We start from the raw sequence: 25,456 nt of genomic DNA, 5'->3' as shown, positions 1-25,456 counted from the left end.
TCTGTCAGCCGAAAATCAGTCGGAGCGGGTGCGCTCTTCCTGCTCCTGAGCTGTTTTGCAGTCGATACAAAGGGTGGTGACCGGACGAGCCTGCAGACGCTTGACACTGATCGCACCGCCACACGATTCGCACTCACCGAACTCACCGTCCTTGATGCGGGCAATCGCCTGGTCAATTTTCCTGATCAGCTTACGCTCACGATCCTTGATTCTCAGATCAAAATCGAGATCTGTTTCCATGCTTGCCTGGTCAGTCGGGTCAGGGAACGAGGTCTGCTCCATCTCGGTCATGGCCTGAACATTTGCACTCTGGCCCACTTCAAGCTCAGCCTTCCAGTCCACCAGTTGTTTTTCAAACTCAGACAGTTGTTTCTTGGTCAGTGGCATGATTTTCTCCTACAACATAGGGCTATCCTGAAAAACGGATCAGCCAAAAAGGGCGTGAACCATAGCGATTCACAAGCAGGGTGTAAACAAAGCCGAAACAGGTCTGATTATATTCGGAAAAATCGATAAAATACAGAAAAAACAGCGATAATGAACACTACCGCCCGGCCAGAAGGGCCTCGAAGGAGCGACACCACTGGCCGGCCATAACCTCCATCGACGGTACAGAAACATACGCACCGACATTGACCGCCGCCAGCGACAAACCACACGGATTGATCGCAGTAAACCAGTGCGACTCGACAGCAAGATTCAGCGCCATACCATGAAAAGCCACCCCGCGGGTGACCCGTACACCCAGTGCCGCCACCTTGCCTGAACCGATCCAGACACCGGGAAAACCACAGCGTCGGCCACTGTCGACCCCCATATCAGCCAGCAGATTCATACAGGACTGCTCCAGCATGGCCACATAGTCGCGCACCCCGATACCGCGCCGGCGCAAATCAATGACCGGATAGAGCAGCAACTGGCCGGGACCGTGGAATGTCGTCTCCCCTCCCCGATCAACCTGCAAAAGCGGCGCCGGCAAGGCAGAGCCGGTGCGATTATCCACCCCTCGCCTGCCGGTGGTATAGACCGGCTCATGCTCACAGCTCCAGATCACCTCATCGGCCACACCTTCAGCCACAGCCGCTGCCCGCTGCTGCATCCGTTGCCAGCAAGGCATATATGATTGCCGCCCGAGCCATTGCCACGACGGCAACGACATCTCTGATTCGCTCTGTTCCATTGGCGCAGCATATCACCGCCATCCGGCCGATTGCCAGCAATGACAGGGACCGGCCGCACACAGGTAAAAGTGCACATGTGCCAGGATGGCAATTCACCTGCGCCTCCACAAGAATGGCCCCTTTTTTCGGAGATACTGATTGATGATACGCCTGAATACCCCCCGCCTGATGACAACCCTGAGCATGCTTGTACTGCTGCAAGGCTGCATGACCACCTCTCACCCGACAGCCCGATCCGGCCTGGGGATCAGTACGGGCAGTGATGCCATGGAGCAACGGCTTGAACAGCCTGGACCGATCAGGCTTGAGTCCATCGACAGCGCCGACTGGCAGGGACCACTCTCGGGCATGCTGAACCTCGACAGTCCGGCCGCCAGGGAAGCAGGCTTAACGGACAGGAGTGAACCGACACATATTTATGTCTATCTTCTCACCCATCCGAAGTTCGGCCATTACCTGATCGACACGGGCGTATCGGAAACACTGCTGGCCGACCCCGGCAAAGAGGGGTTAAACTGGTTGATCAGAAAGGTCATGCATCTGGACCACATGCACATCAAAACCGGCACCGGAGAGATACTGCAACAGGCTGATGGCGAATTATCCGGCATCTTTCTTTCCCATCTTCACCTTGATCATATCATGGGCATGACCGATATACCGGCACATATACCCCTCTATGCCGGTTCGGCGGAACCGGTACAAACAGGCATCAAAAATTTCTTCACCCGCAATGCCACCGACCAGCTGCTGGAAAAAATGCCACCGTTACAGCTATGGCAGTTTCAGCCCGATCCTCAACACCGTTTTGAGGGAATCATGGATGTATTCGGCGATGGCTCGCTGTTTGTGATCAGCGTCCCCGGCCATACAGCAGGCAGCACCGCATTTCTCATTCGCACCACGCACGGGCCGGTGCTGTTAAGTGGCGACACATGTATTACCCGCTGGGGCTGGGAGCATGCCACCGAACCGGGGGACTTCACCTCAGACCATGCCGAAAATCTCAAAAATTTACAGCGCTTGCAGGCACTGGTCGCCAGACACCCGCAGATTGAGGTACATTTGGGGCATCAACCGTAACCCGGGCAGCAAACTCCGGCCACGGTCCTTGTGAGTCACAGCGATGAATATCATCAAACGAACCATCTACCTGCTGCACAGCGCTTTTTTGCTTCGCAAGATTCGCCGCAGCAAAAAGGATGAAACCCGGCAGGCGGCCCAGCAGCGATTAACAGAGCTGCTGGCGGATCGCCGCGGCATCGGCATGAAAATCGGTCAGGCCATGGCCGGCATGAATGATCAGGGCGCCCTGACCCAGCTGACCCGGAGTGCCAGGGCGTGGCCACTCAAAGATATCATTCCTGTGCTTGAAGAGCAGTGGCAGCAACCGCTTGAAAGCGTACTCGATGACATTGATGAGAGCTTCAGTGCCGCCTCTCTCGGCCAGGTTCACAAGGGCAGACTATCTACCGATGCCGGACAACATACACCCGGCCGGACCGTCGCCATCAAGGTACAATATCCCGATATTCGTCCGGCCATTGCCAGTGAACTGTCAATCGCCGGTATGATGCCGAAAGCAGGGCCGGTCAAACGCTGGGACTTTGATCTGGACGGTTATCACGCCACCCTGAGCGAGACCCTGCTCGACGAATTAAACTATTTGCATGAAATGCAGCAGCAAAACTATTTTTATCATGCCATCGACGTTCCCGGCCTGCGTGTTCCCCGTATCTATCCGGAATTGTGTACCGGGCAGATACTGGTGCAGGAGTGGATCGACGGGAAACGGCTTGCCGAGGCTGCCACCTGGCCCGTTCAGGTACGCAGAAAGCTGGCGGAAACCATCATGCAAACGCTGTGGCAGAGCCTGTTTGAGCTGGGGCTTGTGCATGGCGACCCGCATCCGGGCAACCTGCTGTTCTGTTACGATGAGATCAGTCCGCAGATGGTGCTGCTCGATTATGGCTGCATGGTAAGCATCCCGAAACACCGTCGCATGGCGCTGTTAAACCTGATTCAGGGCGTACGTGGTAAAACCGGTCTTAACAGCTTTGATGCCTTTGTCGGGCTGGGCTTTGATGCACAAAAGCTGCAACCGATCCGGGGGCAGCTGGACGAACTGGCCCGGATTCTGTTTCAGCCATTTGTTTACCATGCACCATTTGATACCCGCACATGGCAACTTTCCGATCACGTCGGGGCCCTCTTCGGTGATCAGCGCTGGTTATTCCGCTCGGCCGCCCCGCCGGACCTGTTTCTGGTCGTTCGTATCTTCCAGGGACTGGTCAGCCAGATCGAATGTCTGGACACCACCCTCTGCTGGTCTGACATGCTTGAGCAGGCATTAAGCCGGGAGAGTCTGGATTACAGCCTGCGCTGGCAGCTGGATGAGTCCGCCATTGCAAGCGCACCACTGCCTGCAGGCAGCGCCACCACCCTGCGCGTTCAAATTGCCCGCCCGAACAATACCCCGATGGATATCAGCCTGACGGCGGCAAGTGCACTGGAGCTGCACTCCCTGCTGCCAGCCGATATGCTGCCCCGGATCAGGGCACTGAATATCGATCTGCATGCAATCAGCAGGCAACTGCAGGAGAACGGACTTGAGCCACAAACACTGCTGGATTTTACCCTTGAGGAGCGTCATTACCGGGTCTGGCTGGAGTAGCGCTGTACAGCTTACCCGTCGCCACGGCCCCATCACATCCGGAGGAATCATGAATCTTTTTGTAGCTGCCATACTGGCAGTCGCTTTTTCAGCTTGCAGCGTCAACGTCAACCCTCTCCCGGGAGTCAACATCCACCTTCCGGCAGCGGCACACCCCCACAGGGACAACGAACAGAAGCAGCGCAAGCCTGAGCACAGAAAAGAGAAAAAAGAGCAGGAGCATCATTAGAAAGATGATGATTGATGACCATCCGGGGCGCCTGTGTTTCCCTTTGCCCGCGCAAAACCGGCTATGCATCTGCACATGTTGACGCTGTTTCCCGAAACGCCGGCACATGGCGACATCCCCGCCGTGATGCCCAGCCCTTTCCTGAATCATCCGCACCCGCTGGCTGAGCGGGCGGCACGGATGCTGCAACAGCGTTTGTCATCGGCCGGTGATGACATGAACAGACTGCTATCAACCGGCACAGGAAAAATGTTCGGCGTACTGGTCGTACGGGATCAGGCCGGGCATATCGGCTATTTAAGCGCCTTTTCGGGCATGGCACGCGGCAGCTGGCATGTGCCGGGATTCGTGCCACCGGTATTCGATGAGAGCCTGCACCAAAGTTTTCTCCCTGCCGGCAGAGCCATGCTGACAAAGCTTACAGAACAGATCTCGCAGCTGGAATCCTTACCACTACGCGCGCAACTCGGACATCAAATATCACAATTACAACAACAGCGGCAGGATGCCATCAGCGCATTAAAGCAGCGCCACCGCAGCAACAAAGAGCAGCGCAAAATGCAACGTCTGCAGTTGCAGGCCGTTGCCTGCGATGAAAGAGAGCAGCGCATGGCGGCCCTTGCCCTGGCCAGTCAGCATGACAAACGTGAAGCGACCGATACAGCCCTTGCCTGGGAGCAAAGGCTGGATGCCATACAACAACAGCTTGAGACCATCGAACAACAGCTGCTCGATTTAAAGAGCTCACGCAGCGAGCAATCACGTGCACTGCACCGGCAGGTATTTGGCGCCTACAGACTGCATAACTTTGCCGGTCGACAGCAAACGATCCTTCACTTTTTTGCCGACAGTACACCACCGGCCGGTAGCGGCGATTGTGCCGCACCGAAACTGATTCACTACGCAAACCAACACAACCTGCAGCCACTGGCCATGGCCGAGTTCTGGTGGGGGCCGTCACCTGCCACCGGCATCCGCCATCATGGCCACTTTTACCCGGCATGCAGGGGAAAATGCCGTCCGATTTTACCGTTTATGCTGGAGGGAATCGCGGTGGAAAAAGAGCCCTGCTTCGGCGCTGCGACCCATGCCGGCGAGCTGGAAATCATCTATGAAGATCCATATCTGTGGGTCATCAACAAACCGGCCGGCCTGATGTCAGCCCCCGGCAAGGAGGTTGAGGACTCTGTTTACAGTCGCCTTTGTCAGCGCCATCCGGAATACCCGGAGCTGCGGCTTGTGCACCGGCTGGATATGGGCACCTCCGGCTTGTTGCTTGTCGCCAAACAGCTGCGCACCCATAAACAGCTGCAAAAGCAGTTTATTCAACATCGGGTGGAAAAATGCTATGAAGCGTTGCTGTCAAAAGTGCTGCCGGCTGAACCGGCCGCCGGTGAAATCAACCTGCCCTTGCGTGTCGATATGGATGACCGCCCCCGTCAAATGGTTTGTCATATGCATGGCAAACCGGCCAGAACCCGCTGGAAGATCATCGCCAGGGAGCAACAAACCACCCGGGTTCACTTTTACCCGCTGACCGGCCGTACCCATCAGCTGCGTGTACATGCTGCTCACAGGGATGGCCTGAATGCCGCCATTGTCGGCGACGGACTCTACGGCGATAGCGGAAAGCGGATGCTGCTGCATGCACGAAGCCTCTGCTTTACCCACCCGGTCAGCCGTGAATCACTGACCTTTGAAACGGCCGCGCCCTTTTAAACGAGAGACCCTTCAACCACAAACGCCGGACTGGTGATCGGAGTCCACCTGTTCCGGCAACGCCATCGAGATCAGCGCGGCCATGAGTATAAATGCGGCTGACCAGCCAAGGCAGCCACTGATCCCCTGATACTGATAGATCAGCCCCGAAAGAACCGTACCGGCCAGACGACCACCGGCATTGGCCATGTAATAGAAGCCGACATTCATCGAAACCTGCTCACGCTGCGACCAGGCCACGATCAAAAACGAGTGCACCGACGAGTTGATCGCAAAGAGGATGGCAAAACCTGCCAGCCCCGCCATCACCACCATTTCTGCATCCACGCCATACAGCAACAGGCCAGCCATTGAGGCCGGCAGCAGACTGAGGATAGCAGCCCACACCGCCAGTGTACGACCACCCACCGGAGCCGCACGCCGAAACAGCAGGGGAACCATGCTCTGCACAATTCCGTAACCGATCACCCAGAGTGCCAGAAAACTACCGACACTGGTAAAACTCCATCCCAGCTGATCATAAAGGAATACAGGCAAGGCCACGACAAACCAGACATCCCGTGCACCAAAGAGAAAAAAACGGGCCGCTGACAGACGATTGACCGCCGCTGTTTTGGAGAAGATACGGGAGAATTTTGCTCCGCCCCTGATTCTGCCAAGCCCCTCCGGCAACAACCACCAGGTAAGCAGCAACGCAATCGTCAACATAGCCGCCAGTGCCACAAGAGCACCGCGAAAACCCAGCTGGGCAAGCAGTGCCGCCCCGATAAAGAAGCCTGCCCCTTTCAGCGCATTTTTAGAACCGGTCAGCAGTGCAACCCAGCGGAACAAGCGGCTGTCACTACCGGCCGGGACAAGCAACTTCACCCCGGCCTTTGCTCCCATCTTGTTCAAATCCTTGGCAATACCGGAGAGAGCCTGTGCCGCCATCACATACGCCACACCGAGCCAACCATCGGGCACCGTCAACATCAGCAGGGCTGCAATCTGCAGCAACATCCCGATATGCATGCAGCGATTCAGCCCCAGATGAGCGCCCAGCCAGCCACCGACAAGATTGGTGACAATGCCGAAGAACTCGTAAAACAAAAACAGCATGGCGATCGACAGCGGTGAATAACCAAGCTGGTGAAAATAGAGCACCACCAGCATACGAATGGCACCATCGGTGATCGTGAATGCCCAGTAGCCACCTGTCACCGTCAGGTAGTGACGCAACCCCTGTTCCATCAGCGTGCTGATGCCACCTTGCAGACCAGGTCGATCATCCGGTTGACATAGCCCCACTCGTTATCGTACCAGGCATAGATTTTTACCTGAGTACCATCGACCACCATCGTCGAGGGTGCATCAATGATGGCCGAGCGCGGATCATGCTTGTAATCGACCGAGACCAGCGGCCTCTCCTCATACCCGAGAATCCCCTTCAGCGCGCTTTCCGATGCCTCTTTAAAGTAGCCATTCACCTCTTCAACCGTCACCGGACGCGCTGCCTCAAACACAAAATCGGTCAGTGAAGCATTGAGCAAGGGGACCCGCACTGCATGGCCGTTCAGCTTGCCGGCAAGCTCGGGGAAAATTTTCGTGATGGCTCTGGCTGAACCGGTCGTCGTCGGAATCAACGATTCGCCCGTCGCCCTCGCCCGCCGCAAATCCTTATGCCCCTTATCCACAATGGTTTGGGTATTGGTCAAATTGTGCAGCGTCGTCATCGAGCCATGCACGATACCGATCTTCTCGTGCATCACTTTGATGACGGGAGCAAGACAATTGGTCGTACATGAAGCAGCCGTCAGCAGATGGTGCCCGGCCGGGTTATAGAGATCATCATTGATACCATAGACGACATTCAATGCTCCATCGACGGGAGCGGCAACAACCACCTTCTTCACCCCCTGCTCGAAGTAGGCCTGCAACTGTTCAGGTGCGCGGAATTTTCCTGTCGCCTCAATCACGATATCACAACCCGACCAGTCGGTATCGGCGATGTTCGTGTTGGAAGTATAACGCAGTGAGCTCGCATCCACCCGCATCAAGTCTCGATCAGCACCGCATTCCGCTGCCCAGATACCGTGCACCGAATCAAACCTGAGCAGATGAGCGGATCCCGCAGCATCACAGGCAATCTCATTCACCTGTACAAAGGCAAGCTCATCCCGACCCCAGCCGGCGCGTAAAGCAAGCCGTCCCATACGACCAAACCCGTTAATACCGATACGTGCCATCACGGCCACCTCCACTCCACACTGCAGCAATCGCATGAATATTGCGAATATCCCAGCAGAGATATATTCGAATCCTGATATGCGGATATGTCATCCGTATGACACGAATCCCCTGCCGTGAAGGAGTAAGAGACTACTCTGCTGATGAGGCCCGATAGCTACGGATCGTCGCCAGAGAACAGCCATAGTGATAGACCATCTGCGCCGGTTCGTAGCGCATCTCCTGTCGAACCGGGCAGGCAAGGCGGGCAAGACAGGTAAAAGCGCAGGCCGATCCCTCACCGGAACGCTCATCCATACAGTCATTCAATGATATGCTGCCATCCACCGACACCGGACAAGCCGCCATACACGGCGTGGTTGCGCAACCCTGGCATGGCGATGCTCCGCTCAGCGGCTTGCTCGCAGGAAATGAGCTATCAGCCAGGACAACGGCCCGATATGCAAACCATGATCCCCAATACTGATTGATACCAAGGCGGAACGGCGACGGGTGATGCCAGCCGGCCAGTTCCCCCAGTTGCTGCAAAGGAAGCAGTAACTGGTTGTCCGGATACAACAGACAATAGCGATGATCAGGATTCTCGCTGGCAAAATAGCGGGCCACGATCTCTGCCGAAAAGTGATCGACCGGATTTTCGCCTTGCATACAACCGGATGCCGACAGCGATCGCCAGAGAGCGGGGCCGCCATGGCCGAACACGATCATCTGTCTGTATGTGTGCACATCTCTCACCCCGGCAATCGATGCACGAATCCCATCGGGTAAATCAGAGAGATTAAAGACAGCCTGCAGATTCAGGCCATGCTCTGCCAGCACCCTGCTGCAATCCGGTGCCACCCCGCTCCGCTCTCCGGTCATCAATTGGCGAAGTAGTGCAACAGCACACGATAGAGATTGTATGCATCCTGACAGCCGGCCAGCTCACGAATCGAATGCATGGCCCAGGTTGGAACCCCGACATCCACGGTCCGCACCCCCAGCTCACTGGCTGTAATCGGCCCGATTGTACTGCCGCACGCCATATCCGAACGGACGACAAACGACTGCACCGGCACACCTGCAGCAGCACACCACTGCCGGAACATCGCACCGGTTTCACTATTGGTGGCATAGCGCTGATTGGCATTGACCTTGATCACCGGCCCCTCATTGATCACCGGTCCATGATTCTGATCATGACGGTCGGCAAAGTTGGGGTGAACGGCATGGGCATTATCCACCGACATCATCATGCTAGTCGCCATCATTCTCGCCATCGCTTCATCACTGCCACACAGGCGGGAGAGCACCGACTTCAGGAAATTCCCCTGAGCGCCGGCTGCCGACATACTGCCCACCTCCTCATGATCATTGCAGACCAGCAGCGCATTATGACCATGCTCATCCGCGATCAATGCCATCAGACCGGTATAACAGCTGAGCAGATTATCAAGGCGTGCAGCAGCAATAAAATCATCCTGCAAGCCGACCACGGCAGGCGCCTGCATATCATAAAAACTCAGCTCATAGTCGAGAATCCTGGCCGCTGCGGGGAGATCATCGGGCATCTCTTCATTGACTCTGGCAAGCAGCAGCGCATGAAATGCCGTACCATCCTCAGCCATCCCGCCATCCTGCCGCATCAGCACAGGTGGAAGATCGGTCTGGCGATTGATGCTACGCTTGTCATTCACTTCACGATCCAGATGAATGGCAAGGCTTGGAATCACCGCAATGGCTTTGTGCCAGTCGATCAGACGATGGGCGATATGGTTGTCTGCATCGATAAAACTGACACGGCCTGCCAGCGAAAGATCGCGGTCAAACCATGGGTTCAGCAGCGCGCCGCCATATACCTCGACCCCCAGCTGCAGATACTTGCCTGCAGCGAGCACCGGATTGGGCTTTACCCGCAGGCAGGGACTGTCGGTATGGGCACCCACCATATGAATTCCATGCTCGGTCAAAGGGCCGGTCAGGCGGAATGCGATGATCGAGGAGTCATTGCGGGTAATAAAAAAACGACCACAGAGCCCCCCCTGCTCAAGCATCCATGCATCACTCTCCTGCAGGCGGGTGAAGCCTGCCTGCAGCAAGCGCTCAACCATGACAGCCACGGCATGAAACGGTGTCGGTGAACGTGTAATAAAATCCAGTAATCCGCTTACAAAATCATGGTTCTGCACAGGCACCTCGACTGCTTTCATCTGTGTACTCATCCTCTCTCCCGATCACGATCAGCTCGACCTCCCCTTCGGGGATCGCCTGACAAGCCAGACGCCAGCCGCAGCTGATTTCATCTGCAACAAGCATGCTCTGCTCAGCAGGGGTCAGGCCCGAACACTCACCGGCTACAATCGCCACCAGACAACAACCACATTTGCCCGCTCCGCCGCACTCTCCCGGCAATGTGGTGAGGCAGCCTGCCAGCAAGTCCCTGAGCGACAATGCCGGATCCATCTGATCTGGCGCTACAAAAATGTGTTTTCCGTCCATGACGATGGAGCCCGATAACTACTTGTCCTGCAGGCTCCAGACACCACACCACTCTTGCGGCGGGTGCTGAACCAGCAGCTCACAACGATTGGCCATGACCAGCCCCGTCCCCAAACCGTAATCGTGATACACCCGGAGGAACAGCTCCCTGGCCTGCTGCCAATCGCCTGCACAATATTTGTCATATGCCTCTGAATAAAGCGGTACCGATCTGATTTTCTGATCAAAACGAGGATCATTATCTACCAGAATTTCATACAGCGAAACCGGCTCATGAAAATTCTTCAGGCAAACCCGGTCAATAAAGCGGTACGAAAATCTCGGATCCGCATCGATATAGGCAACGGTATCGTGAAAGAATCGCTCGGAAATCAGTACACGGGCATCGTAAAACTTTGATACACCCTCAATTCTCGCCGCCTCATGCACCCCCATACCAATTGGATGGTAGCGCTGATCAAGATAGTAATAGACCAGCGTAATATCCGCCACGGTAATACCGAACCCCATATCAATACTGGGGCGAACCACACCGACTCCTTCGGAGTCGTTATACACACGCATCTGCTTGGTCAGGCTGTAGATATTTTCCAAAATATAGTTGGTGTTGTCCTCGGGAAAAATCGCCATCAGACCATCGCCATAAATTTCCGTATGCGTTTTATTATGACCCAGATAGAGATATTCATACGAGGTTTTATGCACATCAAAAATGAACTTCTCATAGGTGAAACAGTGGCCGCCATCTGTGTGCTTACCATATTTTCCCTGCTCAAAATTCGACAGAATATCGGTGGAGTCACGAAGATCGCAAAACATGATAATCCGTCTGGATTTGCCGGTCGCCGGCGGACCATCGCAGCCCCCGGCCGATAAGCCACTGATACCGGCCCCGATCACCTTTTCGTCGATGCTATCCAAAAGAAAAGACTCCTTCATCATAGGTACATGAGCAAAACATGCCCGCCATCAGTCAGCAATGATCGGGCCAAAACCGCCAGCAGCCGGCATCACCGATCATGCTTCGCCCTGATGAATACAGGGAATGTCAGCCGGCGTGAGCCTGTTTTTCCTGCTCAAGCACCCACTCGCCAATCTCACGATAGAGCGGCAGCGGATCATAAACGGAGCGCGATGTAAACGGATTAAACCAGAGATTGAGCGAGATCAGCTCAAAATGATCAGCCGGTACGCAACCCGCCAGCTCCCCCCAACAGGCGGATGTGCCGGAAACCTGTGAGTCATTATCACCCTCATGCTGCTGAATCATACGGGCATAGCGGCGCACCAGCCATGGCAGCTCGGCAAGCGGCCGCACTGCAGCATAACTGCGGTAGATGACCGCAGGATCATCCGGGGTCGTATCGTTAAACTGCTGCATGGCGCTGGTCGTCAGGGCATGGGGGCCCTTCAACAGGCGGAATGGCGAAAGCGACGTACAGACATGATCTGCCACCGGCGAGCCGTGATGCGGCGTGGCCAGCGTCGTCAGACTCGCCACCTTCATCCCGCCCCCCAGGCAGGAGATCCAGTAGCGGGCATCAAGCCCGCCCATCGAATGGGCCACCAGATGCAGTGGCCCCGCCTCATCGGCCAGTTGCCTGGCAAGTACGGCGGCACGCTCCCGGATGGTCGCAACGGGGGGCAGTGAGGGTACCAGTACCCGCATCCCCATCGATGCATACAAAGGCCTGGCCACACGGAAGTACTCAAGCCACAGCAATCGGGTAAAACCAAACAGACCGTGGATGAGCACAACCGTTGGCTGTTTCAATGGCCTGCTTACTCTTTGCGGCGGTTGTGGAAGTGCAACAATGACAGTTGCGGTGAGCGCTGCCCCTCGATCGGCACCGGATAATCGCCCGAGAAGCAGGCATCACAATGCTGCGAACGCGGCTTGCCGACAGCACGGTACATACCATCAAAGGAGACAAATGCCAGCGAGTCTGCGCCAATGGCTTTGCACATCTCCTCGAGATTCATCTTGTTCGCCATCAGCTCGGATGAATCCGGCGTATCCACACCGTAATAACATGAGTGTCTGGTCGGCGGGCTGGAGATACGCATGTGAATCTCTTTGGCGCCAGCTGCACGTACCATCTCAACAATCTTGCGACTGGTGGTACCGCGCACAATCGAGTCATCCACCAGCACCACACGCTTGCCCCTGATCAGCTCGCGGTTGGGATTGAGCTTCAGTTTCACACCGAAGTTGCGGATCGACTGCTTCGGCTCGATAAAGGTACGACCGACATAATGGTTACGAATCAGCCCCATCTGGAACGGAATTCCGGATACCTCGGCAAAACCCATGGCAGGTGGCACACCGGAATCCGGTACCGGCACCACAATGTCCGCTTCCACACCCGACTCACGGGCCAGCTCCATGCCGATTTTGTAGCGGGCATTATAGACATTCACCCCTTCCAGCACCGAGTCCGGACGGGCGAAATAGACATACTCAAACACACAGAATTTGCCTTCTGTCGACTTGAACGGGAACAGGCTGGTCACTTCATTGTTTTCAATGACCACCATCTCACCCGGTTCAACATCACGGATATAGGTTGCACCAATCAGATCAAAGGCACAGGTCTCGGAGGCCAGCACCCAGGAGCCATCCAGCTGTCCCAGCACCAGCGGACGAATACCGTTGCGATCACGGATACCCACCAGTCGCTTTTCCACCAGCACCAGCAGCGAGAATGCGCCGGAAAGACGGTTGACCGCCTCGGCAAGTCGCTCCTGCATCGTCGCGCCCTGGCTTCGTGCCACCAGATGAATCAGCACCTCGGTATCTGAAGTGGACTGGAAAATAGAGCCCTGCTTTTCAAGTTCATAACGCAGCTCCGGTGCATTGACGATGTTGCCGTTATGGCACATCGAAATACCACCATGCGCATACTGATAGCAGAATGGCTGACAGTTACGCAGCCCCGAATCACCTGAGGTTGAGTAGCGCACATGACCAATACTGTGCCTGCCCACCAGTTTTTTGAGATCCGATTTCTGGAAGATATCGGCGACCAGCCCCATACCGCGATGGGTATTAAACTTCAGTCCGTCTGTACTGACGATGCCTGCCGACTCCTGTCCACGATGCTGCTGTGCGTATAGCCCGAGATAAGTCAGGTTAGCCGCCTCCGCATGGTCGAAAACACCGAATACACCGCATTCGTCATGAAAATGATCAGCCTTGTCACATTCCGGTTTCATGCCACCCTCTTATTTACTGCTGTTCTGAATAATGGATTTCAATTCCTGCCTGTCCTTGATGGGGATCAGATCCTGCATTCGCTCACTGGTTGTCTGTGGCGACACATATTTATCACTGCCCTGCCTGGAAAACGGATATCCCTCAGGAATCATGCGCCCCAGCATATCGCCGAGATTCAGGGCATAGGGAACCAGCTTGCTCTCCTTGAGCCAGCTGGCATCAGGGCGTGCATATGAACTATAAACGAGAAAGCAAAGGGCGATGAGCAACGTACCGCGCGCTGCGCCAAAAAACATGCCCAGCGTGCGATCGGTCGCCGTTAGTTCGGCCAGATCAACCAGACGGCGAATCAGCGCACCGACCAGTCCGACCACAATCATCACACCAACAAATACAAGAGAAAATCCGGCAATATCAGCGACGGTCGCATTACCGATCCACTGACCGAGCATCTCTCCCGCCATTCCTGACAAACGGCTGGCCAGCAAAAACGCCGCAACCAGTCCGATCAATGAAATCACTTCGCGCACAAAGCCGCGCCACAATGACAGCACCATCGATAAACCGACGATGGCAATCAGAATATAATCTACAAAGTTCAAATTCGTCCTCTGTCCATCCCGCCTCCTGCCCCACAGGGCGGATACACTTCAGCCAAACAGCATCTGTGCGGCATCCGCAAGCTGTCTGACCGGTATCAGCGCAATGGGTATCTGTGCGTCGGCGCGCATATTAGCAATGATATCTGCCTTCTGCACCCTCTCATGATTTTCCTTTGGCAACAGGATGCGGCTAAAGCCGAGATTGGCTGCCTCACGGGCCCGTGCCTCCGGCTGTCCAACCGGCCGAACCTCACCTGTCAGCCCCACTTCTCCGAATACAGCAACCTCTGCCGGCACCGGCCGCTCCTGAAATGCAGAGAGCATCGCCAGCAATACCGCCAGATCCACGGCCGGCTCGGCAATGCGGGCACCACCGGCAATGTTGATATAGACATCATGCTGACTCAGCGGCAAACCGACTCGCCGTTCCAGCACTGCAGTCAGCATCGCCACCCGCCCGCCATCAACACCGACAGCCGATCGTTTGGGCGTTGCATATACCGTCGGCGCAATCAGAGCCTGTACCTCAACCAGCAGCGGTCGTGTCCCCTCCATGCATGCGAGCACGACAGAGCCGGGCACATCCCTGGCCCGCTCGGCAAGAAACATGCGCGATGCATCACGAATCCCGATCAGGCCGGCATCAGTCATCTCGAACACACCGATTTCACCGGCCGGGCCGAAACGGTTTTTCACCGCCCGCAGAATACGGTGGGCATGGCCGCGATCACCCTCAAAATAGATCACCGCATCCACCATATGCTCAAGGACGCGCGGCCCGGCAAGTGCACCATCCTTGGTCACATGGCCGACAAGAATCAGCGCATGACCACATTTTTTTGCATGCTGAATCAGAGCAGCCGAGCAGTCCCGAACCTGGGATACCGTGCCGGGTGCACTGGTCAGGCGGTTGCTTACCGTCGTCTGGATCGAATCAATGATGACCGCCGAAGGCCTCACCTTGTCAATCGTGGCCAGCATTGATTCAAGCTCACAGGCGGAAGCCAGTTGCAAACTCTGATGCATCGCACCAATCCGCTGCCCGCGCAAATTCACCTGCTGCACAGACTCCTCGCCGGTGATGTAAAGTACCGTACCTGCCCCTGCCAGCTTTGAGGCGGCCTGCAACAGCAAGGTCGATTTACCTATCCCCGGGTCACCGCCGATCAGCACAGCCGAGCCCTGCACCAGCCCGCCGCCAAGCACCCGGTCAAACTCCTCAATCAAAGTGGAGCGACGGGGGCAATGTTCGCTGCTGATATCGGTGATTGACGAGGTATTCAACACCCGCCCTTTGCCGGCCGCTTTGGCTGCCACACCATCGATCACCTGCTCGGTAATTGAGTTCCAGCCATTACAATCCGGGCACTGCCCCATCCACTTGCGGTGTTCTGCACCACACGACTGACATACAAAAAGGGACTTGGCCACTATATCGCTCCCGGCTGAACCGACTCGGCCGCAATCACCGGCAACCCTTTCGCCATATCGCGGCAATATCGGGGAATCCGCATCGCTGAGCAGCCGTTAATTTGATTCTGCCTGCTCAAGCCAGCAATCACGAAAGCCCAGATCAGGGCAGATCGATGCCATGGCATCGTTCGCTTCAGCCCTGCTGGCATAACTGCCTGCACGCACCCGGTGCACCTGTTTTCCTTTGGCGACCGTTGTATAAACCGATGCCTGTATCTCATCGGGCAGCGTGAGCGCCTCTGCCATTTTCTCAGCCGCTGAGCGGGAATCATAGGAGGCCAGATTAATCACCCAGGCCGTGCTGGATGCCGATGGCTGACCAGCCATGGAACGGGCAACCGCCTCACGCGGCCGAAGTTCGCCATTGCCCTCGGCCAGGATCAGCCATGGCTGATCGGCACTCTTGCGCACCAGATACAAACGCTTGCGGCTGTTGGCGGTATAGTTATTCGACTTATACTGCTGACGGAATTCAACCAGCACTGCTTCGCCCTGATCGATTTTCACCAGACTGCTTATCAGTGTGATCCGGCTGATATCGATATGGATAAAGCTCTTGCCGGCATTGACCTGTCGTTTGTATGCAGCCCATGACGCATAATTGTATTTACCACTTCTGAATGCCTTGTGGTAGTGAAGAAGATAGGCATCTGTATTGCGAGACTCCCAATCCCGGCGCCACTCGGTAACGGCCTGAGTGACGCTATCGAGCAACTGCGCATCAGCCTGCCTCTCTGCTGCCTGCCTCTCTGCTGCCTGCCTCTCTGCTGCCTGCCTCTCTGCTGCCTGCCTCTCTGCCGCCTGCCTCTCTGCTGCCTGCCTCTCTGCTGCCTGCTTCTCTGCTGCCTGCTTCTCTGCTGCCTGCTTCTCTGCCGCCTGCCTCTCTGCCGCCTGCCTCTCTGCCGCCTGCCTCTCTGCCGCCTGCCTCTCTGCTGCCTGCTTCTCTGCTGCCTGCTTCTCTGCTGCCTGCTTCTCTGCTGCCTGCTTCTCTGCTGCCTGCTTCTCTGCTGCCTGCTTCTCTGCTGCCTGCTTCTCTGCCGCCTGCCTCTCTGCTGCCTGCCTCTCTGCCGCCTGCCTCTCTGCTGCCTGCCTCTCTGCCGCCTGCCTCTCTGCTGCCTGCTTCTCTGCCGCCTGCCTCTCTGCCTCGCCCTGCTGATCTACCCGATCAAGAAAAGCCTGCAAGCGCTGGTTTGCGGCATCCAGCCCGATACCAGCCTGTTTGAGTTTACCGATATCTTCAGACATGGCATGCGCATAACGACCGGCCCGCATGGCCGCACTCACCGACTGCCTGCGATAGGCTTCTGCCCGCAGGCGGGCTGCAACCGGATCCTTGCCGACATTGGGACTGCTCAGAATATCGATCACCTCACTGCTGTGCCCCTCTTCCATTGCCAGCGTGGCCATCAGAATTTCCCGCTCCCCTTTGGGCAAAGTGGCCACCATGGGTGCATCGCCCGTCTTGAGCATCTGATAGGCCTGCTGATGGGTGATACCGGCAAATGCCGGTGTTGCCACCAACCACAAAGCGAGCCATAACGCTGGCATGAGCGCCTGAAAATTCATTGTACTCCTCAATTAACGATCTGATTCAGGTGTGGCATTCGCACCCGAAGCGGGTGCCGCACGAGCATCTGCCGACACAGCAACAACAGCACGCTTCTCATCCGGCATGCCATCCTCATGCACCAGTGATGCCTGCAGCGAGCGGGTAATCTCATCGAAACGATGGTAGGCCTCGATCGTACTTTCTTTTGGCACATTATGGCGCAACCAGCGCACAAGATCGGTCCACATCCGGTCCATCTGTGCCGCAGTCGGCATGATGCCTGCGTAAGGCAACTCCACCGTAATCACCGGAATACCATGCTGGACACCGGCACAGTTACCTAATGAACCGGGATAGGTACCAATCAGTTTCAGATGCAGAAAACCGAGATCACTGGGACCGACCGGAGGTCCGTCAAAATCCAGCACACCATAAGGTGCATGGACCGAAACAATGGCATCCGGTTTGAAACTGCGCACCTCCTGGTAGAGCCAGGCCGTCTCAGGCTCGCTGAGCGGTGCACTACCGGGATAACGACGGGGATCCTTGCCGGTCCCCAGCCAGTACTGACTGGTCTGCCGATACCAGTCGGGGGTCAGCATATTACGATTCAGATCAACACCATGCGCATTCAAACGCAGGGAGTGACGTTGCAGCAACCCATCCGGGTTGAGTAACGGCGTAACATGCCAGTGAAAAAGACCGGAGTGATGCTGATCGAGTGTCTCCATCCACTTGAAAACGATACTGACCGAGGAGTACTCATCGGCATGCGTACCACCAATCAGCAGGATACGGGCAACCGGTTTACGATCGCCAAGCGGCGGATACTCTTTAAGCAGAATGGACTGCCCATTGACAGAGCGACCGCCCGAATCGGTCAGATGGCGGGCCAGACACGATGCCTCGCTGACACTGCCAAGCTTCTGACCAATACGGTGACACTCATCCGCCACCGGCGCTGTATTCGGCTGCACAACCGCAGCTGAAGCAGCAGGCACACAGAGAGCACACAACAAAAAAGCTGTCTGCAGCAGGTTGGTACCGAATTTTAAGCGGGAATACAGCGTGCGCATGGGGGGCAACGATAGCCCTGCCGGCCCCCGCTGCCAAACGATTCGATCCGCCACCCGCTCAATCAGGGGCATATCCGTCAGCAGGCGCGAAAATGACGGTCAGCAAGCAGCTTCAGGCCATCCAGCGTCAGATATGGCAAATGATGATCAACCGCAGGCAAATCACCAATCAACAGTGGCACCAGACCACCTGTCGCCACCACCGGAGCCGCGCCATAACCGGCTTGCCCGCGCAAACGGGTTATCAGGCCGCTCAGTGCATCCACTGCCGACCAGTAACTGCCGGCCTGCATACTGGTGGCCGTATCCCGACCGATCAGCACCTCTGATCGTGCCAGTGTCACCTCAGGCAGCTTCGCCGCCCGCTGACAAAGTGCCGCCAGCGCCACCTCCGCCCCCGGAATAATCAAACCACCGGCATAGTGACCGGCCGGTGACACCACATCAAACGTCGTCGCCGTACCACAATCCATGACGATCACCGGCGCACCAAATCGTTCTCTGGCAGCAACCGCATTGACAATCCGGTCGGCTCCCACTTCACGCGGATGCTTATAATCCACGGCCATGCCGATTTTCACCTCGTTGCTGCCGACAAAGGCAGGCTGCTGCCCGAAAATACGCCCGCAAGCGGCCGCCAGTGACTTATCCAGATGCGGCACCACGCTGGCCACCATAATACCGGCCACACTGGCAGCCGTATAACCGGACTGGGTAAACATCCCGTGTAACTGCCAGGCCAGCTCATCCGGCGTATAGTCTCTGGCGCTGGCCAGACGCCAGTGCGCCAGCAGGGCATCGCCACCATACAGCCCGAATACCATATGGGTATTGCCGACATCGGCGACCAGCATCAAGCTGTGATTGTTCACATGATTGTTCATAATAGTTCCACATCCCCGGCAATAATGCGCCGGGTACCCTGATTTGTTTCAAGCAGCAGGGCGCCATCCGCTTCCAGCGCTGCTGCCACACCATGGATATATTCCCTGCCATCATATACGCGCACGCGCTGTCCGCTCGCGGCATGGGCCTGCCACCACGCCGCCCTGACCGGCGCAAACCCCTGCTGCAAAAACAGTTCATACCAGCGATCAAGCGCATTCAACACAGCCGCAACGACCTCAAGTCGAGACACAACCCGCCCGCTTGCCGAAGCAAGATCGGTCACAGCCTGATGAATATCATCCGGCCAGCCATTTTCAGGGGCACGCAGGTTGATACCAAAGCCCAGTACCACCGCATGCATACACCCCGGCTCCGCCCGCATTTCAGTCAGAATACCGGCCAGTTTTGCGCCGTGGCAGAGCAGATCATTCGGCCACTTGATGCGGATATCCGGCGCATACATATGCAGTGCCTCATGCAGTGCTACAGCTGTCAGTAACGACAGTTGCGGCACCTGTTCGGGTGGCAACGGGGGACGCAACAGAGCACTGACCGCCAGTGATTCCGGCATCGTATGCCAGCAGCGCCCCAAACGGCCGCGCCCCCGGGTCTGACGATCGGCAATCAGTACCAGCCCTTCAGCTTCGCCCTGCCCTGCCAGCTGCATCACATCCTGATTGGTCGAGCCTGTCTCCTCCACCAGCATCAGGCGTCTGCCGATATAGCGGGTCGACAGGCGTGCGCGCAGCAGCCCTTCCGTCAGAACCGGTACCTCAAGCATATAACCCCTGCCCGGATGAGCACTGATCATCGCGCCACCTTTTTTCAATGCCTGAATATGTTTCCAGATAGCGGCGCGGGAGAGGTTCAGCTCATCGGCCAGCTGATCGCCGGAGACCGGCAACCGGCTGTTTCCCAGTCGATCAAGAATATAGGCGCGACTGCTATGCATCGGCCGCTACAGCAGCGGCAAGAATGCGCATCGACAGATCCAGCACCGGTGCCGAATGGGTGATAGCACCAATAGCAATACGATCCACCCCTGTCTCGGCATAGGCCCGGGCATTGGTCAGCGTGATATTGCCACTGGCCTCAAGCATCATCGATGCAGGCACCATCGCTCTTGCCTGTGCCACCATGGCCGGCTCCATATTATCAAGCAGAATAATATCCGGGCAAACGGCAACCGCCTCACGCACCTCATCCAGCGTCTCGCACTCGACCTCGATCCAGACATCGTGCCCGGCCTGATAACAGGCATGCACGGCATCGGAAAGGGAGCCGCATGCCTCGATATGGTTCTCCTTGATCAGCATGCCACTGCGCAAATCCATGCGATGATTGACGCCACCGCCATGCACCACAGCCTGCTTCTCAAGCTGACGAAACCCGGGGGTGGTTTTACGCGTATCCGCAACGCGACAGGAGGTTCCGGATACAGCATCAACAAAAGCCCGTGTCGCGGTGGCAATACCGGACAAATGCTGCAGGAAATTCAGGGCCGTACGTTCAGCCGAAAGCAGCGAAAGGGCCGCGCCGTGCAACTCACAAATCACATCCCCTGTCTGCACGCGATCACCATCCGCCACATGCCACTGGCGACCAATGGATGCATCAAGAGCCTCAAACACGGCATCGGCCACGGCCATGCCGGAGATGACACCACACTGTTTGGCCGTAATCCGGGCCGTTGCCATGGTCGTCGCAGAAATCGTTGCCTGCGCGGTCAGATCGTCCCCTGCGGCATCTTCACGCAGTGCCTGCGCGATCAGTATATTCACCCACTCATTCATGCCGAAACTCTAGCTATATTGACTTCAGTTGATAAGAGCAGGCACATTCGCCCCTGCCATGCCATCGACTCACATGGCTGGCATCCGATCTCGCGGGGTAGCCATGTTCAAACTATTCTCAATCCTTTTACTATCGATGTTCACGCTGACGGCCCATGCCGAGATCCAGACAAGGGAGATCGTCTATCAGGTCGATGGTAATGATTTTACCGGTTATCTGGCTTTCGATGATACCCTGACACAGGAGCACCCCGGCATACTGATCGTCCACGAGTGGTGGGGGCATAACAGTTATGCACGCAAGAGAGCAGAAATGCTGGCCGCGCTTGGCTACACAGCTTTCGCGCTCGATATGTACGGCAGCGGCAACGTGGCAGATCACCCGGATGATGCAAAAGCGTTGATGATGGCGGCAACCAGCGATATCGGCGTCACACATCAGCGCTTTCAGGCCGGCCTCAATGTGCTGCTGGAGCAGCCTGGCGTGGATGCGAAAAAAATTGCTGTCATCGGTTACTGCATGGGCGGTGGCATTGCCCTGAACATGGCTCGCGCCGGTGCTGATGTGGCTGCAGTGGTCACCTTTCACGGCTCACTGGGCACGACCGCGCCGGCAAAACCGGGTGAGATCAAGGCTCGCATCATGGTCTTTACCGGAGCAGATGACCCTTTTGTTCCGCCGGCACAGGTCGATGCATTCGAGCAGGAGATGAAAGCCGCCGGGGCAGACTACGCACTGAAACGTTATCCGGGTGCAAAGCACAGCTTTACCAACCCTGATGCCGATTCGTTTGCTGCCCGCTTCGGTATGCCTCTGGCCTACAATAAAGCAGCGGATGAGGACTCCTGGCAGGCAATGCAGAAATTTCTGCGCCATACATTCAACCCCGGCAGGTAACATCTGCCGGGCGGTCGTGATACAAGGCCTCCGGCCCGACATCCGAATGCAGGATGAAAGCGCGCGCTCTTTAAGGAGATGCTGATTGATTGCCCTCCTGGCGGCGGCAAAGCCGTCCAATCCGGCTATGCTGCCGGATTGTGGATCCGTCCATGGCTCGCTCGCAAGCGCCGACAGATCAGCACTTGCTTAAGTCGGTTATTCACCCGCTGGTCTGGCAGGCCATCCGTGACCGCCCCTGTGGTCAATCCCTCACCTTTTTCCGCAGGGATTTGGTTTCGGAGCGTCGTTTTTTTCGCGCCAGCCGGCGCGCTACCGAGGCCTGTGTTTTACACGTCGGACGGCGTGTTCTGACTATCGCCATCGCGGCCCTGATCAGCGTCTGCAGACGCACCAGCGCATCACTCCGGTTCATCTGCTGGCTGCGAAACTGCTGCGCCTTGATCATCAGAATCCCTTCACTGCTGATGCGCTGGTCCTGCCACGCCAACAGCCGCTGCTTACAGACATCCGGCAATGATGAAGCGCCAATATCAAAGCGCAGATGAATGGCGCTGGCAACCTTGTTCACATGCTGCCCTCCGGCGCCCTGAGCCCGAATGGCGTGAATTTCGATCTCGTCGACAGGAATCGAGACACTGCCGGTGATATACAACATGGTCCGCATCAAACGACGTCAGGCAGCTACGCCATCATTGTCAAATAACCGAAACGTTGCCTGCGCATGGCTATGCAGGATGGATCACCTTGTGCAAAACCCTGCTCAGCTCCACAATCGAGAAAGGCTTCAACAGCGTTTCCACTTCGACACGCCGGGTCTTCAGCGCCCAGTCACGGTCGTAACCGGTGATAATAATCACCGGTATATCCGGATTGAGGCGGCGAACATGGCCGGCAAACTCAACACCGCCCATTTTCGGCATCACCGCATCACTGATAATCACATCAATGTCAGCGGCATGATCCCGGTAGGTTTGCAACCCTTCTTCACCATTGGAGGCGAGCAGCACATGATAGCCAAGCCCCCGCAGCACCTCCCCTGTCGTATTCAGTACTGCCACCTCATCATCCACAAGGAGGATGGTCTCACCACTGCCCTCCAGGGCCTCCTCCTCCTCCAGCTCCACCGGCAATTCACCCACCTCCGTCAGCGGCAGATAAATATGGAACACAGTCCCCTGTCCGGGGCTACTCTCCACTTCGATCACGCCGCCATGAGTCTGAATGGAACCATAGACCATCGACAACCCGAGCCCGGTTCCTTCACCGACCCCCTTGGTGGTAAAGAACGGTTCAAAAATGTGACCGATCGCATCCGGTGAGATACCCGCACCATTATCTTCAACACTCAGATGCGCCAGCTGCTCACCCCTGATCTCCGGATGCCTGGCGAGAAAATCCGCATCGACACTGAACAGCTCAAGCGCACAGGTAATCCTTGCCTGATGCACATGAGCAACAGCATCCCGTGCATTGTTGAGCAGGTTGATCAATGCCTGCTGCAGCTGGGTTGCATCACCGTGAATAATCAGCTCCTGATTGCTCAGCCGCATGCTGTAGTCGATATTTTCCGGAATAATACTTCTGGAGAGTTTGAACTCCTCATTCATAAACGAGGTCAGCGAAAACGGACGTGTACTGACCATATCCTTGCGGGCAAATGTCAGCAGCTGCTTCACCATCTCGGCCGCCCGATCGGCCAGCTCTTCAATAAAGTTTAGCTTGGCATCCACTACCAGCCGGTCATTCATCTGATGCCGGGCCAGATAGATATTGCCCTTGATTGCAGCCAGCGTGTTGTTGAAATCATGGGCAATGCCACCCACCAGTGTACCGATCGCCTCCATTTTCTGGGACTGCAACAGCTGCTCTTCAAGCCGCTTCTGCTCGGTGATATCGGCGCCCAGACAGATCATCCCCAGCACCATGCCATGCTGATCCACCACTCTGGCCTTGATGATCTCCAGCAGATGTTCCTCACCATCGACGAACGTCAACCATTCGCTTGATACATGCACCCCATCGCCATCAGCCAGACATTCGCGATCTGTTTGACGATAACTTGCCGACTGCGCCAGGGGCAACACCTCGGAGTAATGGGCCGCCTGCAGAAACATTTTCTCCCCGATCCCTGTCTCGTTGCAGAAGGTACGGTTGACGAACTGAATACGGCCGTTGCAATCGACCATCCAGATCGCCAGCGGCGCATTATCGAGCACGCTCTGCAACAGCGTGGTCCGCTCTTTGACCGTATCTTCAAGTGCCCTGTTGGTTTCGCGCACATACTCGAACATACTTCTGAAACGGGTCGAAAGGTGATAAATCTCGCCCGTACCCACCAGTGGCGGACTGGTTCCCAGGTTACCCTGTTCAATCTTTTCCATCGCATCCTGCAGGCGTGTTAGCGGCCCCAGAATCCAGTGGCTCAATCCTCCCCATACCGACAGTACGGCAACCAGAAAAAAGGCGACCAATAATAACGGCAGATAATTGATATCATGGAACAGTGAAAGCTTTCTTGTATTCATCAGCGTCAGATCAAACCATTGAATTTCAGGCAGATAGGCTATGCCAAGCAGCTCTTTCTCCCCTCTGAAATCAACCCGTAACATCCTGATCGTATTGCTGTTCTTTTCCAGCTGATCCATCGCCTGCTGAATATTTTTAATATCAGCCGGATTTCTGAACAAGGCATCCAGCCTGATATTTTTTTCTGATGCCCTGAACGCACTGGCATAGTTAATCAGTTCCCTGTCGGGATGGATCTGAATGGCCATATCACGCGTCACCAGCAGGTTTTGAATACCCGGGTGCACCGTATCCACCGCCTCATTCAAAAACTCGGAAATATCGATACCGGTACCGATCACGCCCAATACCTTCGACCCCTGCCTGATCAGCACATTGATCCACACCTTGGTCACACCAAGCTCGGTATCCTCATTGACATTGATATCATAATCCTTGTGCCCGGCCAGCGTGGCAAAAAACCATGTGTCACTCTCTTTTTCCTTTGAGAGGGTATAGCGCAACTCCCTGCCATGATACTGGTTGCTCGCATCGTTGGTGTAGTAATGCCCACTTTTGGAAAATGCGGCAAAATAACTGTGATCGTGAAAATCAATGCGATATTGCTCAAGCAGTGCAATGCCCGCTTTGACCACATCCGGCTGATCTTCATGCAGTGCCATCTGAATCAGGGCCGGTTCACTGGCCATTTTCAGCGCCAGACCCACCTCGCGAATAATCGGGGAAAGCGTACGGTGTTTGTCGAATTTAACCTGCCGCTCGGCCAGCTGCTGCGCCCACTCTTCATTCATGCGCGACATCAAATGCTCGGAATAGAGCCAGGCTGCCAGAGAAAAACCAAGCAGAATCAAAACCATCAGAGCAATAAATCTGGTTTTTAGTTTCAATGCACCCACCCTTGCCCGTTTGACGTGAAGCATTCAG

At 56.0% G+C, this 25,456-nt stretch carries 24 protein-coding genes; 5 read left to right on the top strand and 19 right to left on the bottom strand.

Annotated elements, in window-relative coordinates:
- Nucleotides 1–15 precede the first annotated feature (15 nt).
- Complete coding sequence (gene dksA / locus FEF65_RS07385; RefSeq protein WP_138239167.1) at nt 16–387, bottom strand: RNA polymerase-binding protein DksA; 372 nt, start codon at nt 385–387, stop codon at nt 16–18.
- A gap of 157 nt (nt 388–544) precedes the next feature.
- The gene (gene lipB / locus FEF65_RS07380) at nt 545–1,180 is read right to left on the bottom strand and encodes a lipoyl(octanoyl) transferase LipB (protein WP_138239166.1); all 636 of its coding nucleotides are present in this window, start codon (nt 1,178–1,180) and stop codon (nt 545–547) included.
- Between the two features lie 142 nt (nt 1,181–1,322).
- Between lipB and FEF65_RS07375 the strand changes: the two genes are divergently transcribed.
- The 4 genes from FEF65_RS07375 (at nt 1,323) to FEF65_RS07360 (ending at nt 5,803) form a co-directional block, all read left to right on the top strand.
- The gene (locus FEF65_RS07375) at nt 1,323–2,264 is read left to right on the top strand and encodes an MBL fold metallo-hydrolase (RefSeq protein ID WP_238701260.1); all 942 of its coding nucleotides are present in this window, start codon (nt 1,323–1,325) and stop codon (nt 2,262–2,264) included.
- A 43-nt stretch (nt 2,265–2,307) separates the two neighbouring features.
- On the top strand, nt 2,308–3,855 hold the full coding sequence (locus tag FEF65_RS07370) for an ABC1 kinase family protein (RefSeq protein ID WP_138239165.1): 1,548 nt from the start codon (nt 2,308–2,310) through the stop codon (nt 3,853–3,855).
- 49 nt (nt 3,856–3,904) lie between these two features.
- Entirely contained in the window at nt 3,905–4,084 is a 180-nt protein-coding gene (locus FEF65_RS07365; RefSeq protein ID WP_138239164.1) for a hypothetical protein, read from the top strand.
- Nucleotides 4,085–4,159: 75 nt separating this feature from the next.
- On the top strand, nt 4,160–5,803 hold the full coding sequence (locus FEF65_RS07360) for a pseudouridine synthase (protein WP_238701250.1): 1,644 nt from the start codon (nt 4,160–4,162) through the stop codon (nt 5,801–5,803).
- Between the two features lie 12 nt (nt 5,804–5,815).
- On the opposite strand, the gene arsJ is transcribed toward FEF65_RS07360, so the two are convergent.
- The 15 genes from arsJ to nadC all read right to left on the bottom strand — a co-directional run bounded on the left by arsJ (nt 5,816) and on the right by nadC (nt 21,105).
- Nucleotides 5,816–7,033: an organoarsenical effux MFS transporter ArsJ gene (gene arsJ / locus FEF65_RS07355; RefSeq protein ID WP_138239162.1), complete on the bottom strand. Its 1,218-nt coding sequence runs from the start codon at nt 7,031–7,033 to the stop codon at nt 5,816–5,818.
- Nucleotides 7,033–8,031 (bottom strand): ArsJ-associated glyceraldehyde-3-phosphate dehydrogenase, encoded by a 999-nt coding sequence (locus tag FEF65_RS07350; RefSeq protein ID WP_138239161.1) that lies wholly within the window; start codon nt 8,029–8,031, stop codon nt 7,033–7,035. Before FEF65_RS07350 ends, arsJ begins: the two co-directional genes overlap by 1 nt.
- A 130-nt stretch (nt 8,032–8,161) precedes the next feature.
- Nucleotides 8,162–8,890, bottom strand: a complete 729-nt coding sequence (locus tag FEF65_RS07345; protein WP_138239160.1) for a hypothetical protein — start codon at nt 8,888–8,890, stop codon at nt 8,162–8,164.
- Nucleotides 8,890–10,230 carry a M18 family aminopeptidase gene (locus FEF65_RS07340; RefSeq protein WP_238701249.1) on the bottom strand — a complete coding sequence of 447 codons (1,341 nt, stop codon included), beginning with the start codon at nt 10,228–10,230 and terminating at the stop codon, nt 8,890–8,892. The genes FEF65_RS07345 and FEF65_RS07340 overlap by 1 nt, the downstream gene beginning before the upstream one ends.
- The gene (locus tag FEF65_RS07335; RefSeq protein WP_138239159.1) at nt 10,184–10,507 is read right to left on the bottom strand and encodes a 2Fe-2S iron-sulfur cluster-binding protein; all 324 of its coding nucleotides are present in this window, start codon (nt 10,505–10,507) and stop codon (nt 10,184–10,186) included. Before FEF65_RS07335 ends, FEF65_RS07340 begins: the two co-directional genes overlap by 47 nt.
- An 18-nt stretch (nt 10,508–10,525) precedes the next feature.
- On the bottom strand, nt 10,526–11,428 hold the full coding sequence (locus tag FEF65_RS07330; protein WP_238701248.1) for an adenylate/guanylate cyclase domain-containing protein: 903 nt from the start codon (nt 11,426–11,428) through the stop codon (nt 10,526–10,528).
- A 127-nt stretch (nt 11,429–11,555) separates the two neighbouring features.
- Entirely contained in the window at nt 11,556–12,281 is a 726-nt protein-coding gene (locus tag FEF65_RS07325) for an esterase/lipase family protein (protein WP_138239158.1), read from the bottom strand.
- Between the two features lie 8 nt (nt 12,282–12,289).
- The gene (gene purF / locus FEF65_RS07320; RefSeq protein ID WP_138239157.1) at nt 12,290–13,723 is read right to left on the bottom strand and encodes an amidophosphoribosyltransferase; all 1,434 of its coding nucleotides are present in this window, start codon (nt 13,721–13,723) and stop codon (nt 12,290–12,292) included.
- Between the two features lie 9 nt (nt 13,724–13,732).
- A complete protein-coding gene (locus FEF65_RS07315; protein WP_138239156.1) occupies nt 13,733–14,326 on the bottom strand; it encodes a CvpA family protein in 594 nt (197 codons plus the stop codon).
- A gap of 48 nt (nt 14,327–14,374) precedes the next feature.
- Entirely contained in the window at nt 14,375–15,757 is a 1,383-nt protein-coding gene (radA, locus tag FEF65_RS07310; RefSeq protein ID WP_138239155.1) for a DNA repair protein RadA, read from the bottom strand.
- Nucleotides 15,758–15,853: 96 nt separating this feature from the next.
- Nucleotides 15,854–17,347 carry an SPOR domain-containing protein gene (locus FEF65_RS07305; RefSeq protein ID WP_138239154.1) on the bottom strand — a complete coding sequence of 498 codons (1,494 nt, stop codon included), beginning with the start codon at nt 17,345–17,347 and terminating at the stop codon, nt 15,854–15,856.
- 30 nt (nt 17,348–17,377) lie between these two features.
- The gene (locus FEF65_RS07300; protein WP_238701247.1) at nt 17,378–18,424 is read right to left on the bottom strand and encodes a M14 family murein peptide amidase A; all 1,047 of its coding nucleotides are present in this window, start codon (nt 18,422–18,424) and stop codon (nt 17,378–17,380) included.
- A gap of 77 nt (nt 18,425–18,501) precedes the next feature.
- Nucleotides 18,502–19,308, bottom strand: a complete 807-nt coding sequence (locus tag FEF65_RS07295) for a type III pantothenate kinase (RefSeq protein ID WP_138239152.1) — start codon at nt 19,306–19,308, stop codon at nt 18,502–18,504.
- On the bottom strand, nt 19,305–20,264 hold the full coding sequence (locus FEF65_RS07290) for a biotin--[acetyl-CoA-carboxylase] ligase (protein WP_138239151.1): 960 nt from the start codon (nt 20,262–20,264) through the stop codon (nt 19,305–19,307). The genes FEF65_RS07295 and FEF65_RS07290 overlap by 4 nt, the downstream gene beginning before the upstream one ends.
- On the bottom strand, nt 20,257–21,105 hold the full coding sequence (gene nadC, locus FEF65_RS07285; protein ID WP_138239150.1) for a carboxylating nicotinate-nucleotide diphosphorylase: 849 nt from the start codon (nt 21,103–21,105) through the stop codon (nt 20,257–20,259). The genes FEF65_RS07290 and nadC overlap by 8 nt, the downstream gene beginning before the upstream one ends.
- A 103-nt stretch (nt 21,106–21,208) precedes the next feature.
- Between nadC and FEF65_RS07280 the strand changes: the two genes are divergently transcribed.
- The gene (locus FEF65_RS07280; RefSeq protein ID WP_138239149.1) at nt 21,209–22,003 is read left to right on the top strand and encodes a dienelactone hydrolase family protein; all 795 of its coding nucleotides are present in this window, start codon (nt 21,209–21,211) and stop codon (nt 22,001–22,003) included.
- Between the two features lie 244 nt (nt 22,004–22,247).
- On the opposite strand, the gene arfB is transcribed toward FEF65_RS07280, so the two are convergent.
- Both arfB and FEF65_RS07270 read right to left on the bottom strand, forming a co-directional pair.
- Nucleotides 22,248–22,661 carry an alternative ribosome rescue aminoacyl-tRNA hydrolase ArfB gene (gene arfB / locus FEF65_RS07275; protein WP_138239148.1) on the bottom strand — a complete coding sequence of 138 codons (414 nt, stop codon included), beginning with the start codon at nt 22,659–22,661 and terminating at the stop codon, nt 22,248–22,250.
- Between the two features lie 70 nt (nt 22,662–22,731).
- Nucleotides 22,732–25,389, bottom strand: coding sequence for a hybrid sensor histidine kinase/response regulator (locus tag FEF65_RS07270; RefSeq protein WP_161595205.1), 2,658 nt, complete (start codon nt 25,387–25,389; stop codon nt 22,732–22,734).
- Nucleotides 25,390–25,456 lie beyond the last annotated feature (67 nt).

This window comes from Mariprofundus erugo (assembly GCF_005818865.1).
Lineage (GTDB): Bacteria > Pseudomonadota > Zetaproteobacteria > Mariprofundales > Mariprofundaceae > Mariprofundus > Mariprofundus erugo.
This window is presented reverse-complemented; position numbering and strand designations above follow the sequence as displayed.

What these genes read in the sequence shown, in the direction of transcription:
- FEF65_RS07360 (WP_238701250.1), top strand. Translation starts at nt 4,160, where the DNA reads ATGTTGACGCTGTTTCCCGAAACGCCGGCACATGGCGACATCCCCGCC.
- FEF65_RS07280 (WP_138239149.1), top strand. Translation starts at nt 21,209, where the DNA reads ATGTTCAAACTATTCTCAATCCTTTTACTATCGATGTTCACGCTGACG.
- FEF65_RS07365 (WP_138239164.1), top strand. Translation starts at nt 3,905, where the DNA reads ATGAATCTTTTTGTAGCTGCCATACTGGCAGTCGCTTTTTCAGCTTGC.
- nadC (WP_138239150.1), bottom strand. Translation starts at nt 21,105, where the DNA reads ATGAATGAGTGGGTGAATATACTGATCGCGCAGGCACTGCGTGAAGAT.
- FEF65_RS07335 (WP_138239159.1), bottom strand. Translation starts at nt 10,507, where the DNA reads ATGGACGGAAAACACATTTTTGTAGCGCCAGATCAGATGGATCCGGCA.
- FEF65_RS07375 (WP_238701260.1), top strand. Translation starts at nt 1,323, where the DNA reads ATGATACGCCTGAATACCCCCCGCCTGATGACAACCCTGAGCATGCTT.
- FEF65_RS07300 (WP_238701247.1), bottom strand. Translation starts at nt 18,424, where the DNA reads ATGCGCACGCTGTATTCCCGCTTAAAATTCGGTACCAACCTGCTGCAG.
- FEF65_RS07345 (WP_138239160.1), bottom strand. Translation starts at nt 8,890, where the DNA reads ATGACCGGAGAGCGGAGCGGGGTGGCACCGGATTGCAGCAGGGTGCTG.
- dksA (WP_138239167.1), bottom strand. Translation starts at nt 387, where the DNA reads ATGCCACTGACCAAGAAACAACTGTCTGAGTTTGAAAAACAACTGGTG.
- FEF65_RS07290 (WP_138239151.1), bottom strand. Translation starts at nt 20,264, where the DNA reads ATGCATAGCAGTCGCGCCTATATTCTTGATCGACTGGGAAACAGCCGG.
- arsJ (WP_138239162.1), bottom strand. Translation starts at nt 7,033, where the DNA reads ATGGAACAGGGGTTGCGTCACTACCTGACGGTGACAGGTGGCTACTGG.
- FEF65_RS07340 (WP_238701249.1), bottom strand. Translation starts at nt 10,230, where the DNA reads ATGAGTACACAGATGAAAGCAGTCGAGGTGCCTGTGCAGAACCATGAT.
- FEF65_RS07295 (WP_138239152.1), bottom strand. Translation starts at nt 19,308, where the DNA reads ATGAACAATCATGTGAACAATCACAGCTTGATGCTGGTCGCCGATGTC.
- arfB (WP_138239148.1), bottom strand. Translation starts at nt 22,661, where the DNA reads ATGTTGTATATCACCGGCAGTGTCTCGATTCCTGTCGACGAGATCGAA.
- FEF65_RS07305 (WP_138239154.1), bottom strand. Translation starts at nt 17,347, where the DNA reads ATGCCAGCGTTATGGCTCGCTTTGTGGTTGGTGGCAACACCGGCATTT.
- purF (WP_138239157.1), bottom strand. Translation starts at nt 13,723, where the DNA reads ATGAAACCGGAATGTGACAAGGCTGATCATTTTCATGACGAATGCGGT.
- FEF65_RS07370 (WP_138239165.1), top strand. Translation starts at nt 2,308, where the DNA reads ATGAATATCATCAAACGAACCATCTACCTGCTGCACAGCGCTTTTTTG.
- lipB (WP_138239166.1), bottom strand. Translation starts at nt 1,180, where the DNA reads ATGGAACAGAGCGAATCAGAGATGTCGTTGCCGTCGTGGCAATGGCTC.
- FEF65_RS07270 (WP_161595205.1), bottom strand. Translation starts at nt 25,389, where the DNA reads ATGGTTTTGATTCTGCTTGGTTTTTCTCTGGCAGCCTGGCTCTATTCC.